Below are 12,428 nucleotides of genomic sequence, written 5' to 3'. Positions count from 1 at the left end.
GCCCGGCGGCACACTCCCCCTCGGTCCGGTCGAAATCGGACCCGGATGTGCCGCCGGGCAGCCTACTGGATCACGCGGTGGCGGCCGCGTCCCAGAGGTCACACAGGTGGTCCTCGTCGACCGTCGTGCTCACCTCGAGCCCGCCGGCCGAGGCGGTGCGCAGGCTCAGGACCCGGCCCTCGGTGTGCGGCATGACAGGACCGCCCTGGGCGCGCGGCGGGGAGCCGTGGATGAAGGAGCCCCAGTACTGCACCATCTGCCGCGCCAGGACCCGCTGTTGGTCGTCCAGCGGAGTGGTCAGCCCGAAGTGCTTGAACAGGTACTGCACTTCGTTGACGTGGGTCGCGCCGAAGGGGAAGTCCGTCCCGAGCTTGCGCAGGGAGGCGAACGGCGGCGAGGTGCGGTCCGCGAACTCGTACGCGTAGACCTTGCCGCGCCCGGCGAGCGTCCGGTCGAGCCGCAGCGCCGTACAGGCCATCAGCTGATCGCCCAGTGCGGTGCCGTACGCGACGGTCGGCGAGGGGAAGTCGCCGACGGGGTAACGGCGTTCGACCTCGGGAGCGAGCTTCGGGCCGAAGAGCTGCTCGAGGGCCTTGGGGTACCGGTCGGCGGTGAGCGGGGTGCCGGTGACGTCGTACTGGGCGAAGGCGAACATCCGGCCCTCGTCCTGATTGGCGCCGTTCATCACCGGAATCCCGGCCGCCGCACCCGAGGCGAAGGCCTGGGTGGGCTGCTGCGGCAGGAACGTCCCGCCCACGACGGCGGCCCAGCCGAAACCGGCCTGCGCGGTGAGGATCTCCTGCGCCGACTTCCCCCGCAGACAGGCGACTGCGGTCGCCGGGTCCGGGCAGCCCGCCTTCTTGGCGAAGGCCGCACCTTCCGCCACGGCCTTGTCCCGCGTGCGGGCCGCGCAGTCGTTGTACGCGCCGCTCTGGATGACGGCCGCCCGGTAGAGCCCCTTCGCGGTGGGCGAGGCGAGCTGGTTGCACACCGAACCGCCGCCGGCGGACTCGCCCGCGATGGTCACCCGGCCCGGATCGCCGCCGAAGCGGCCGATGTTGGACTGCACCCAGCGCAGCGCCAGCTGCTGGTCCTGCATCCCGAAGTTGCCGGACACCCCGTCGCCCGCCTCGCCGTCGAGCCCTTCGGTGGCGAGGAAACCCAGTGCTCCGAGGCGGTAGTTGACCGTGACGACGACCGTTCCGGTCCGCTCGGCGAACTCGTCGGGCACGATGTCCGCGCCGGCGCCCGCGGTGAGTCCGCCGCCGTGCAGCCACACCATGACGGGCAGCGGGCGCCCGGCCCCCGCCGACCGAGGCGACTCGGGCACGTAGACATTGGCGGCGAGACAGTCCTCGGTGAGGCTCGGCCGCTCGTAGCCCGGGTCCCAACTCGCGCCCTGTACGCAGCGGTTGCCGTACGAGGTCGCGTCGCGGACGCCGAGCCACGGACGCACCGGCTGCGGTTCCTTCCACCGCAGCCGGCCGACGGGCGGCTCGGCGTAGGTGATGCCGAGGAACTGCCGTCCCGCGTCGGTGCGTTCACCGCGGACCAGGCCGCCGGTGGTGTGCACCACCGTGTCGTGGTCCGCGCGGGCCTGGGCGGGCCCGGCGGCGAGCACCGGGGTGCCCGCCGCGAGCACCGCTGCGACGAAGAGGCCGACTCGCCTGCGTATCGCGGACATCCTCATGGTCATCGCCCCACCTTCGCCACGGTCCGCAGCCGCAGGTCGCCGGCCGAGGCGCCGACCTGCACCGCGCGCCGCCCGGTGCCGAGCACCCAGTCGTGCCGCTTGCTGTCCCACGAGGACAGCGACCGCCGCGCCACCTTGACGGTGACCCTGCGCCGCTCCCCGGCCCGCAGCGTGAGCCTGCGGTAGCCCGCGAGCGCCAACTCGGCTTGTTCGACGGAGAGTTCACGCGAGGGTCCGACATACACCTGGGCGACATCGACTCCGCTGCGCCGCCCCGTGTTGCGCACGGTGAAGCTCACCTCGAGCCCCCCGTCGTCCTCGCGCACATCGAGCTCGCTGTAGTGGAACGACGTGTACGAGAGTCCGTGCCCGAAGGGGAACAAGGACCGCTTCCCCTCGGCCGCGTACCAGCGGTATCCGATGTGCACGCCCTCGGTGTACTCCTGGCGCCCGTTCACGCCCGGGTAGCGCACCGGGTCGCCGGCCGTCGGGTGGGTGGCGTCGTCGAGCGGGAAGGTCTGGGTGAGCCGGCCGCCCGGGTCGCAGTCGCCGAAGAGGACCGCGGTGGTGGCGGCGGCGCCCTCCTGGCCCGGGTAGTACATCTGGAGCACCGCACCGGTCCGTGCAAGCCACGGCATCGAGGTCGCCGACGAGGTGTTCAGGACGACCGTCGTACGCGGATTGACGGCCGTGACCGCCTTGATCAGCGCCTCCTGGTGCCCGGGCAGCGCGATGGTGGTGCGGTCCATGCCCTCGGTGGCGTCCTCGTACGCGAAGAGCACCACACTGTGCGCCCGCCGCGCGGCCCGTACTGCCTCGGCGACATCCTGCGCGCGGGTCGCGGCGGTCACTCTGCGGATACGGAAGATCTGGCCGTTGTCGCCGCCCTTGGCGGTGATCGTCAGCCGGCGTCCGCCCTCGGCGACGTCCAGGGTCTTGCGGCGCACGGAGAGCCCGTCGGGCGCCGCATTGATCAGTCCGCCGGAGAAGAACTCCCCGACGCCCGGAGCGAGCGGGAACAGCTCCTCGCCGTCCAAGTGCACCTTGGGCCGCTCTGCGCCGGAGTAGTGGATCACGAAGGTCCACTCCCCGGCCTCGTCGGCGTCGAGCGTCCCGTCGTACGTCCAGGTCGCACCGGCCGCGACCCCCTGGCCCTCGGAGTCGAACCCCGGGCTGAGCGCGCCCTTGGGGAGCGCCTTGCCGTACAGGTCCTCGCCCATGGCGTACGAGATCTGCGCGCCGCGTCCGGCCCGGGCGCGGATCGCGTCGAGCGGGGTGTCGGAGTGGTCGGGGATGACATGGGCGCTGCCGCCGCCGCTGACGAAGGGCTGTTTGCCGGTCGGGCCGATGACCGCGATGCTGCGGGCCGCGTGGCCCTGGAGCGGAAGGGTGCCGCGGCGGTTGTGCAGCAGGGTGGCTCCGGCCTTGGCGATCTCCAGGGCGGTACGGGCGCCGGCCTTGGCGTCACGGGCCGGACGCGGGCCGATGGAGCCGTCGAGGAGCCCGAAGCGGTCCATCACGGAGAGCAACCGGCGCACGGAGCGGTCGACGGCGGACTCGGGCACGCTGCCGCCCTGCACGGCCTTCTTCAGGGCGGCGCCGAAGTAGATCCCGCCGGGCATCTCCATGTCGAGACCGGCGGTGATCGCCTCCACGGTGCTGTGCGCGGCGAACCAGTCGGTCATCACCCAGCCGTCGAAGCCCCAGCGCTCGCGCAGGATGTCGGTGAGCAGTTCCTTGCTCTCGCAGGCGAAGGTGCCGTTGACCTTGTTGTACGCGCCCATGACGGAGCCCGCCCCGGCGGCGATGGCGGCCTCGAAGGCGCGCAGCTCGGTCTCGTGCATCGTCTGTTCGTCCGCGTACACGTCGATCGTGTTGCGGTCCTTCTCCTGATTGTTCATCGCGAAGTGCTTCACCGTCGCGACGAGACCCTCGCCCTGGATGCCCCGGATCTCCTCGGAGACCATGTCCGCACTGAGCAGCGGGTCCTCTCCGAAGGTCTCGAAATTCCGGCCCGCGTACGGGGTGCGGATCAGGTTGCACATCGGCGAGAGCAGCACATCCTGGCCCAGCGCACGGCCCTCGCGGCCGATGACCTTGCCGTAGGCGCGGGCAAGCGCGGGGTCGAAGGTGGAGGCGAGCAGCACCGGGGCGGGCAGCGCGGTGGCCGGTTCCTTGACGCGGACACCGGCCGGACCGTCGGCCAGGCGCAGCTCGGGGATGCCGAGGCGGGGCACACCCGGGATGTAGCCGGCCTGGCCGAGGGCTCTGGGGTCGTCGGCGCCGTGCAGCAGCGAGATCTTCTCGTCGAGGGTCAGCCGGGCGATCAGCGCTTCCACCCGCGGACCCGCGGTGCGGCCGGGGCCGCGGGTGGCGCTCGCCGCGTGGGCGGGCACCGCGACACCGGCGGTCGCGGCGGTGGCCACGGCGACCGCGGTACCGAACAGTCGAAGGGCGGAGCGACGCGAGACTTGCGAGGCACTTGCTGGCATGAGCCGTGACTCCTTCTGTACATGGAACGACGATGCACTTACACGTGCCAACGGGCAGTCGGCGTTCGCTCTTTGAACGCAATAGACGCACTATGCGACAAGGGAGAGTTGACGAGCCGTCAGACACCACGGGTTACGCCGGGAAACGTATGACCGTCACTGACTCGTGTCAATAAGGTGAACGGAAAACCAAAAACGCGCCCGCTGCGGGGTGGAATGCAGCGGGCGCGTCGACCCTGGAGGGGACCCCGGAAGGGGCCTGCGTTCAGGTGTTGAAGCCGGTCAGCTGTTGGGGCGCAGGGTCCACACCACCGTCATCTCCCCGGTCACGGCGCCGTCTTCGCGCCGGATCTCGATCGCGACGGGGAACTCGGGACGCTTGCCCTCGTCGAGCTCGGCGACGACGTCCGCCACTGGGCGGCCCAGCGTCGCGATGGCCTTGACCGGTCCCATGGCGAGCTTCTTGTACGCGATGTCGGCGCGTACGGCGAGCGGCACCGCGCGCGAGAGCTGGTCGCCGAAGGCGGCGAGCACGATCGCCCCGCTCGCGGACTCCCCCAGCGTGAACATCGCGCCGGCGTGCGGGCCGCCGACGTGGTTGTGGAAGTCGCCCTGGTCCGGCAGGGAGACCACGGCCCGCTCGGGGCTGGTCTCGCCGAACTCGAGGTTCAGGGTGCGGGCCATCGGGACGGTCGCGGCGAGCATCTCGCCGATCGACATCTGCTCTGTGCTCATGAACCGGATGTTACCGACCGGTAAGCGTGCTTGACCATACCCTTCTTCCGCACAGTCGGGCGTAACGGTGTGCTGTGTGCCGAGCTCGTCACAATCGGGGGCGGCCGTGGCCACCCTTGGACCTCCCCTCTATCGTTAGGCGCCATGTGGCCAGGACAGCAGCCGCCCGGGGGCGAGCAGAACCCGCAGGACGCCAACCAGAACCCGTACCAGCAGCCGGGGTACCAGCAGCCGAATCCCTATCAGCAGCCGGGATTCCAGCAGCCGAACCCTTATCAGCAGCCGGGCTATCCGCAGACAGGTGAGCAGCAGCAGGGCTATCAGCAGCCAGGACCGGAGGCGTGGAACGCCCCGAGCCTGGCCGGCGGCCCTCAGCCGCCGCAGGGCGGTGGCAGCGGTGGCGGTGACCGCACCAAGCTCGTCGCGATCATCGCCGCGACGGCCGTGGTGGTCGCGGCAGGTGTCACCGGCTACCTCGTGCTCGGCAAGGACGACGACAAGAAGTCGGACACCGCCAAGGGCGGGGACAAGACGTCCTCCGCACCCAAGAGCCCGTCCCCCTCGGCATCCGAGGAGGACAACCCGCGCGGCACCGGCTCCACCATCGACCCGGTGATCCCCGGCTGGAAGGTCGTCGTCAACCCCAAGCGGGGCACGGCCTTCGACGTACCGGCGGACTGGGAGGTCGACTCCCCGTCGATGATGGTGGGCTTCGAGGACGTGAAGAAGCCCGACGAGATCGCGCCGCTGATCATCATGTCCGCACCCGCGTACTTCAAGAAGACCTGGTGCGAGGCGGACGACGACAAGGACGGCAAGAAGGACTCCACGGCGCTTGCCACGGCCGGCACCAAGGGCTCCAACGGCGCCAAGAACTTCGACGACATCATCCTCAGCGACGCACCCCGGTGGGTCTACGGCGGCTATACGCAGCCGGACAAGAAGAGCATGACGTGGGACAAGAAGGGCACGCCGTTCACCACCACGTCCGGCGTCAAGGGCGCCTACGGCTGGGCCCGTTCGAAGAACACGCCGGACAAGGGCAAGTGCGCCTCGGACGGCAAGGCGATCACGTTCGGGTTCAAGAACTCCGCGGATGACTTCGTCTCCTGGAGCCTGCACGCCCCCACGGGCGTGGAGGGCGAACTGACCGACGAGACGATCATGAAGATCCTGGGCACGGTCCGCCTGGCGGGCGACCCCACCGAGACCGACTGATCCACGCCGCCGCGTCTGCGCATGCCCCTCGCCCCGGCGTGCGGAAACGCAGTTGGCCACCGAGCGGGCGGACAGGGAGAGTTCCGGGGCGAATCCCACCCCGGCCCCGTCCGCCCGCTTCTGTCTGCCTTCTTGGGCCGGGCGCACCTATTCGCTTGATAGGCGGCGCGGTCGCGGACCGGCCGCCGCGAGGGACTCACACCGGCCGCCCCGGTGTCAGCCGATGCTGAACGTGCCGCCGGGCGGCTCGGGTGACGCCACCGCGTCGGCCTCGTCGACCGGTTTCGCGCCGTCGATGAAGCGGACCAGCGCCTGGCCCTGCACCACGCGCGCGGGAAAGGCGTCGGCGGCGGTGCGGCGGGCCAGCTCGGCGGTGTCCAGTTCGTGGTGGGCGGCGACGAGGACCGCGTTGCCGAAGCGGCGGCCGCGCAGGACGCCGGGCTCGGCGATCAGCGCCAGGTGCCCGAACACCGCCTGGAACGTGGCCAGTTGGGAGCGCAGGAACGTGAAAGGCGCGCCGTCCGCGAGGTTCGCGAGGTAGACGCCGCCGGGGCGCAGCACACGCTCGGCCTCGCGGGCATAGCCGAGGGTCGTCAGATGCGCGGGCACCCGGGAGCCGCCGAACACATCGGCCACGAGCAGATCCGCGCAGGTGTCCGCGGCGGATTCCAGCCAGCCGCGGGCATCGGCGCCGTACATCCGTATCCCCGCGTCCTCGGCCACCGGCAGCTGCTCGGCGATCAGCGCGAGCAGCCCCTGGTCGGCCTCGACGACGTGCTGGCGTGAGCCGGGGCGGGTCGCCGCGAGATAGCGGGGCAGCGTCAGCGCACCGCCGCCGAGGTGGACGGCGTCGACCGGTCCGCCGTCGAGGGAGTCGATGGCGTGGGCGAGGCGGCGCGCGTACTCGAACTCCAGATGCGTCGGGTCATCGAGATCGACATACGACTGGGGCGCGCCGTCGACGGTCAGGAGCCAGGCCCGTGGCCGGTCCACATCGGGCATCAGCTTGGCGACACCGTGGTCCACGGTGCGCATCACGGGTATCGGCTCGTCCACCGCTCCATTGTGCCGGTCGGGGCTCTCCCCCGGGGGTTCGGCGTCGCGGTCCGCACACCGTCGGGGTGCGGGCCCCGGCCCTCAGTCCTGCCACAGCCTCCTGACCTCGTCCACGTGCGCCGCCGCCTGGGCCAGTCCCGAGCGGGCGGCGGGTGCGCGGCGGGCCGGGTCGAGGACGTTGCGGCCGAAGGTGCGGCGGGCCTCGCGGGTCGGGGTGATCAGCACGACCTTCGAGCCGGCGGCGGCGAGCTTCGCCGCCTGGGCCCGGGGCGTGGGCAGCGGGCCGCCGCCCATCGCGATGGGCGCGACGATCAGGACCTTGGCGTAGCCGGCGGCCAGCGCGGCGTTGGCGGAGGAGTGCACACCGCCGTCGATGTAGCGCCGTCCGTCGATGGTGATGGGCGGCCACACCCCGGGCACCGCACAGCTCGCGGACACCGCGTCGACCAGGCCGACCCCGCTGTCCCGGTCGAAGGGCGCGAGTTCACCGGTCGTGGTGTCCACCGCGGTGACCACGAGACGGCGGTCGGCGGGCCAGTCGTGCGAGAGCAGCCGCTGGGCGATCACCTCGCGCCGGTCCTCCGCGGGCGCCGTGCGGATGGCCGAGGCCATCTTGCCCATCCGGATGCCGTACGCCTTGGCGTCACGGGAGCGCACGACCCCCCAGGCGTACCGGGCGATCATCGCGGGGCCCATGGTGGCCGGGATCTCGCCCTTGGGGTCGACGAGTTGGCGCTCGTACAGCTCGTCGAGCGACAGCACACCGGAGGTCAGCTGCGCTCCGACGACGGAGCCCGCCGACGTCCCCACGACGAGGTCGGCTCCGGTCGGGTCGACGCCGGCGCGGGCGAGTCCGTGCAGGATGCCGATCTCCCAGCCGATGCCGGTGAGCCCGCCGCCGCCCAGTACGAGTGCCGTGTCGCTCATGGATGCCCCATCTCCGTATCGCCGACTGTGCTGCCCGTTGCTGCCCGTTCTGCCTACCGAGGAGTATGCAGAGCGGGCACCGGGATGTGCACCAGGGTCTGTTGTTTGCCTCAGGCGGGAAGCAGCCGTCCCCAGCCGCGCTCGACCGAGCGGCGGCAGCGGGCGGGTTCGTCTCCCGCGCCGGTGAACAGTGCGGTCAGCAGAGGCACTCCGTGCGTGAGTGCCTGGTGCGGCAGGGGGCCCGTGGCGACGAGTGAGGCGAGTCCGTGGCCGATCGTCCAGCTCTGTGTGGCCAGTTCCAGGGGTTCGACCTCGCCATGGAAGCGGCCGTGCGTCTTGGCCCGGTCGATGGCGCGGACGAGGCGGTCGAGGGTTTCGTCGGCGGCGCCGGCGTCCTCGAGGTCGAAGCGCGCGTCGAACATGACGCGGTAGAGATCGGGGTTCTCCAGGGCGTTGGCCAGATAGGCGGCGCCCAGCGCGGCGAGGTCGCGCACCGGGTCCGCCGACATCGTGACGCCTGCGAGCCGGGCGGCCAGGCGTGTGAAGCCCTCTTGCCGCAAGGCCTGCCACAGGCCGTCCATACCGCCGAAGTACGTATAGACGGCCATCGTCGACACCCCGGTCCCGGCGACGAGGGTGCGCAGGGTGACCGGCTGCCTCGCGCTCAGCAGGTGTGCGGCCCGGTCGAGCAGCAGGGAGCGGACCGCTGGATCCTTCGTCCTCGCCATGACCTCACATTACATAGCAGCGCTATGTTTTGATGGATGCTGACCCACACCCGGATGGATGCTGACCCACACCCGGATGGATGCTGACCGACACCCACAGGAAGAGGCCGTTCATGCCCGTGACGCTGATCAACCCCGAGGGACTGCCGAAGCCCGAGGTCTACCGGCAGCTGTCGGTCGCCACCGGATCGAAGCTGGTCTTCCTGGCCGGGCAGGTCGCCCGTGACGCCGACGGCAGGCCCGTCGGCGACGGGGACCTCGCCGCCCAGGTCGAGCAGTGCTACCTCAATATCGCCACCGCGCTGGCCGGGGTCGGCGGCTCCTTCGACGACGTGGCGAAGCTGACCGTCTACGTCGTCGACTGGAGCCCCGAGAAGATGCCGCTGCTCGGCGAGGGCGTGAGCCGGGCGGCCGAGAAGCTCGGCGTCGATCCGGTCAAGCCGATCACCCTCCTCGGCGTCGCGGCGCTCGGGGAACCGGACCTCCTGGTCGAGGTCGAAGCCACCGCGGTCCTCGAGTAGCCGCACTTCGGCGGGCAGCCGCTAGACGGATTCGCCGCGCGGAGCCGGCGGCCTGGGCACCGAAGCTGCGGGCTCGCGCGCCTCGACCGGCACCGGGAACGCGAGCCGGATCGAGAGCCAGGCGAACACCGGGCCGAGCGCGTTCATCGCGATCACGCAGACCCAGGCCGACCAGGCGTTGCCCGCGTCGTATCCGAAGCCGCCGAAGAAGGTCGCGAAAAAGGAAGCGAAGCCGAAGAACATGCCGGGGATCAGGGAGAACAGCGGCAGGCGGCCGGTGTACATCAGGGTCGTGTTGACGACGAGGATGCACAGCGCGGCGAAGAAGTTGCGGGCCAGCTGGCTCTCGCCGAAGGCAGTGCCCGCGTTGGTCTCCAGAAGCACGATGATCAGCGCGAACGTGGAGCCCATCGGCATCGCGCACCAAAGGCGCTTGGCGTTGGCGAGGTTGGGGCCGCCGAGCAGGAAGGTGCCCGCCCAGGCGATGAAGATCGCCCACGGGGGCAGATGCAGGGCGTTGCCGCCGATGAACGCCGTGGTCGCGGCGAGCACGGAGGCCACGATCTCGTGCGGTATGCGTTCGCGCATCACCGGGGCGGGAGCGGCGGTCGCGGGACCCGCTTTCGTTTCGGTCATGTCCTAGGCCTCCAAGGCGCGCACGGGGACGGTGAGTTCCGAGCTGTACGTGGAACGGGCCACGATCCGGCCCGCCTTGATCACTGCGGTGCGTACGGGCCGCTCGAGCAGCACCGCGTCGTAGTCGCGGGTGTCGACGATCACCAGATCGGCGCGCGCGCCCACGTGGACGCCGTAGTCCAGGAGGCCGGCGACGAGGGCCGCGTCGTGGGTGACGAGCCGCAGGACGCGGTGCAGGTCGGCGGGTCCGGAAAGGTGCGCGAGTCGGGCCAGCAGGAGCGCCGTGTCGAGCAGGTCGCCGGTGCCGTACGGGGTGAAGGCATTGCGGATGTTGTTGTTCGAGCAGGCCATGAGCACGCCCGCGTCCCAGAGGTCGCGTACGGGTGTGATCGCGCGGCGTACCGCCTGTTCGTCGCCCCGGCCGCCCAGGAAGAGGTCCGTGGCCGGGAGCGGGACGATCGCCACCCCGGCCTGGGCGAGGTCGGCGGCGACGGCGCGGCGTTCGGCCGGCGGCAGCGCCCCGAGCGAGGTCACATGGCCGAGGGCCACGCGGCCGCCGAGGCCGCGGGCCGCCGTCTGTTCGGCGATGAAGCCGGCGAGGGCGAAGCGCGGATCGGAGGCGTCGTCGGAGAAATCGCAGTGCATATCGGCGGGCACGCCGTATTCGACGGCGAGGTCGAGGACGAGTTCGACGTGGCGTTTGCAGTCCGCCAGGTCCCTCTCCGCGTACGTGCAGCCGCCGACCACATCCGCCCCGGCGTCAAGGGACTTGCGCAGCAGGGTGTGGGTGTCGGGGGCCTTGAAAATGCCCTCCTGCGGAAAGGCGACGATCTGGATGCTCACCAAGTCGGCCCAGGCGGCGCGCAGTTCGAGCATCACCTCCAGGCCGGTCAGGCCGGCGATCGGGTCCACGTCCGGGTGCGCGCGTACGGTCGTGGTTCCGTTGCGTACGCACATGGCGAGGACTTGTTCGGCCCGTGCGCGCACGCTGTCGTGGGTGAACTGCCGCTTCAGCTCGCCCGTGACGCGGATCGCTCCGTCGAGGGTGCCGGTCGGGTTGGGGCGGATGGCGTCGAGCAGCGCCTTGTCCGGGTGCAGATGCGTCTCGACCAGGCCGGGGAGCAGCACCCGGCCCTCGCCGTCGAACACCTCGGTGCCGTCGGGCGCGGTGAGGCCGGGGCCGGTCTCCTCGATCCGGCCGGCTTCGATCCGTACATCGGTCGGGTCGGGTGCGTTCTCGACGCGCACGTCGCGGAGCAGCAGGTCCGTCACAGGTCTCTCCTTGGCTGCGGCAGGTGCCGGCGTGCTCACTGCTCGCCGGGGAAGTCGGCCTTGCGGATCAGGCAGTGCACGCCTTTGACCTGGTCGACCACCTGCGAAACCTCGAAGTCCGCGGCGGCACTCAGATAGGCGTATGCCGTCTGCCGGTCCATGCCGGTGGTGGCGGTGAGGAAGGCGAGCGCGGCGCGTACGCACTGGCTCATCGCCTCGTCGAGGTCGGCGTCGAGTCCGATCGCGATCCAGTGCGTGGCGGTCTCTGCGAACGGTTCTCCGGCCAGACCCTGTACGCGGCGGGCCGCATCTCCACGGATCAGCGAGAGCCGGAAGGTGGCCCGCAGCGGCGCCTCGAACGCCGTGAGGGCCACCTCGCCGTTGCCCTGGGCGAAGTGCGGATCGCCCGCGTAGAAGCCGGCGCCCTCGGCTTGTACGGGAAGGTACAAGGACGATCCGCACGTCAGGTGTTTGACGTCCAGGTTGCCGCCGTGGACGCCGGGTGGGATGGAGCTGAGCGGGGTGCCCTCGGTGCCGCTCGCGACGCCCATGATCCCAGCGAAGGGGCCGAGCGGGAAGCGGGCACTGAGGGTGTCGGTGTAGCGCAGGACGCCGCGCTCGGAGTCGTCCACCGTGCAGAAGGCGCTGATGGTGCCGGTCGGTCCGCGCAATAGGTCGGGTCCGGTCAATTCGGCGTTGTCGTCGGGGAGTTCCCCGGGCAGGGCGCCTCGGGTGTGGCGGTTGGCGACGATGCCGTAGTGGGCGCGGCGGTGCAGCGAGAGGGTTTCCACCCGCAGCAGATCGCCTGGTGCGGCGCCGCGTACCGCGACCGGGCCGGTGACGATGTGCGGTCCTGGCAGCACTTCCTCGTCACGTCCCAGCGCGGACTCGGCGATCTCGCGGGCGTCGGCGAGGACTTCGTGGGCCCGCACGCCGAACTCGCCGAAGAACGCGACCGGATCGCGCCCTTGGTCCGGGAGGATCCCTTCGTGCGAGACGAGGTCGAGGGTGAGGGTCTCGCCGTCGGCCACAGTGAGGACGGGTGCGCTGCCGGCGTGCGGGAGTTCGCCCCAGCGCGCCGTCTTGGCTGTCGTACGGAGGTGATGCGCGCCGTCGACGGGGAGGTCAGTGGGGATGCGGGGTGCAGTGG

Annotated in this window: 11 protein-coding genes; 2 read left to right on the top strand and 9 right to left on the bottom strand. The window is 71.1% G+C overall.

The annotated features are described in order from the left end of the window. Positions 1 to 70: 70 nt before the first annotated feature. The 3 genes from G6045_RS02355 to G6045_RS02345 all read right to left on the bottom strand — a co-directional run bounded on the left by G6045_RS02355 (position 71) and on the right by G6045_RS02345 (position 4,920). A complete protein-coding gene (locus tag G6045_RS02355) occupies positions 71 to 1,696 on the bottom strand; it encodes a carboxylesterase/lipase family protein (RefSeq protein WP_235967473.1) in 1,626 nt (541 codons plus the stop codon). Continuing rightward, positions 1,693 to 4,185 carry a beta-glucosidase family protein gene (locus tag G6045_RS02350; protein WP_165330051.1) on the bottom strand — a complete coding sequence of 831 codons (2,493 nt, stop codon included), beginning with the start codon at positions 4,183 to 4,185 and terminating at the stop codon, positions 1,693 to 1,695. The genes G6045_RS02355 and G6045_RS02350 overlap by 4 nt, the downstream gene beginning before the upstream one ends. A gap of 282 nt (positions 4,186 to 4,467) precedes the next feature. Further along, positions 4,468 to 4,920: a DUF4442 domain-containing protein gene (locus G6045_RS02345; RefSeq protein WP_206343190.1), complete on the bottom strand. Its 453-nt coding sequence runs from the start codon at positions 4,918 to 4,920 to the stop codon at positions 4,468 to 4,470. 144 nt (positions 4,921 to 5,064) lie between these two features. Between G6045_RS02345 and G6045_RS02340 the strand changes: the two genes are divergently transcribed. After that, positions 5,065 to 6,138, top strand: coding sequence for a hypothetical protein (locus G6045_RS02340; RefSeq protein ID WP_165330050.1), 1,074 nt, complete (start codon positions 5,065 to 5,067; stop codon positions 6,136 to 6,138). Between the two features lie 216 nt (positions 6,139 to 6,354). Here G6045_RS02340 and G6045_RS02335 read toward each other — a convergent pair whose 3' ends face one another. From G6045_RS02335 to G6045_RS02325, 3 genes are all read right to left on the bottom strand, one after another. Beyond that, positions 6,355 to 7,194 (bottom strand): spermidine synthase, encoded by an 840-nt coding sequence (locus G6045_RS02335; RefSeq protein WP_165330049.1) that lies wholly within the window; start codon positions 7,192 to 7,194, stop codon positions 6,355 to 6,357. An 81-nt stretch (positions 7,195 to 7,275) separates the two neighbouring features. Continuing rightward, entirely contained in the window at positions 7,276 to 8,121 is an 846-nt protein-coding gene (locus G6045_RS02330) for a patatin-like phospholipase family protein (protein WP_165330048.1), read from the bottom strand. Between the two features lie 110 nt (positions 8,122 to 8,231). Beyond that, on the bottom strand, positions 8,232 to 8,849 hold the full coding sequence (locus G6045_RS02325; RefSeq protein ID WP_165330047.1) for a TetR/AcrR family transcriptional regulator: 618 nt from the start codon (positions 8,847 to 8,849) through the stop codon (positions 8,232 to 8,234). A gap of 113 nt (positions 8,850 to 8,962) precedes the next feature. Here G6045_RS02325 and G6045_RS02320 point away from each other — a divergent pair, with 113 nt between their 5' ends. Beyond that, on the top strand, positions 8,963 to 9,370 hold the full coding sequence (locus tag G6045_RS02320; protein ID WP_165330046.1) for a RidA family protein: 408 nt from the start codon (positions 8,963 to 8,965) through the stop codon (positions 9,368 to 9,370). Between the two features lie 21 nt (positions 9,371 to 9,391). On the opposite strand, the gene G6045_RS02315 is transcribed toward G6045_RS02320, so the two are convergent. Genes G6045_RS02315 through G6045_RS02305 form a run of 3 tightly spaced genes read right to left on the bottom strand, consistent with a single transcriptional unit; the run spans position 9,392 to position 12,414 of the window. Continuing rightward, on the bottom strand, positions 9,392 to 10,006 hold the full coding sequence (locus G6045_RS02315) for a DUF1097 domain-containing protein (RefSeq protein ID WP_235967472.1): 615 nt from the start codon (positions 10,004 to 10,006) through the stop codon (positions 9,392 to 9,394). A 3-nt stretch (positions 10,007 to 10,009) separates the two neighbouring features. Further along, complete coding sequence (locus G6045_RS02310; protein WP_165330045.1) at positions 10,010 to 11,278, bottom strand: amidohydrolase family protein; 1,269 nt, start codon at positions 11,276 to 11,278, stop codon at positions 10,010 to 10,012. 35 nt (positions 11,279 to 11,313) lie between these two features. Further along, complete coding sequence (locus tag G6045_RS02305; RefSeq protein ID WP_165330164.1) at positions 11,314 to 12,414, bottom strand: acetamidase/formamidase family protein; 1,101 nt, start codon at positions 12,412 to 12,414, stop codon at positions 11,314 to 11,316. Positions 12,415 to 12,428: the final 14 nt, after the last annotated feature.

The organism is Streptomyces mesophilus (assembly GCF_011044995.1).
GTDB lineage: Bacteria > Actinomycetota > Actinomycetes > Streptomycetales > Streptomycetaceae > Streptomyces > Streptomyces mesophilus.
Note: the sequence above shows the minus strand (reverse complement) of the source record. Positions and strands in the feature narration are given on the sequence as shown.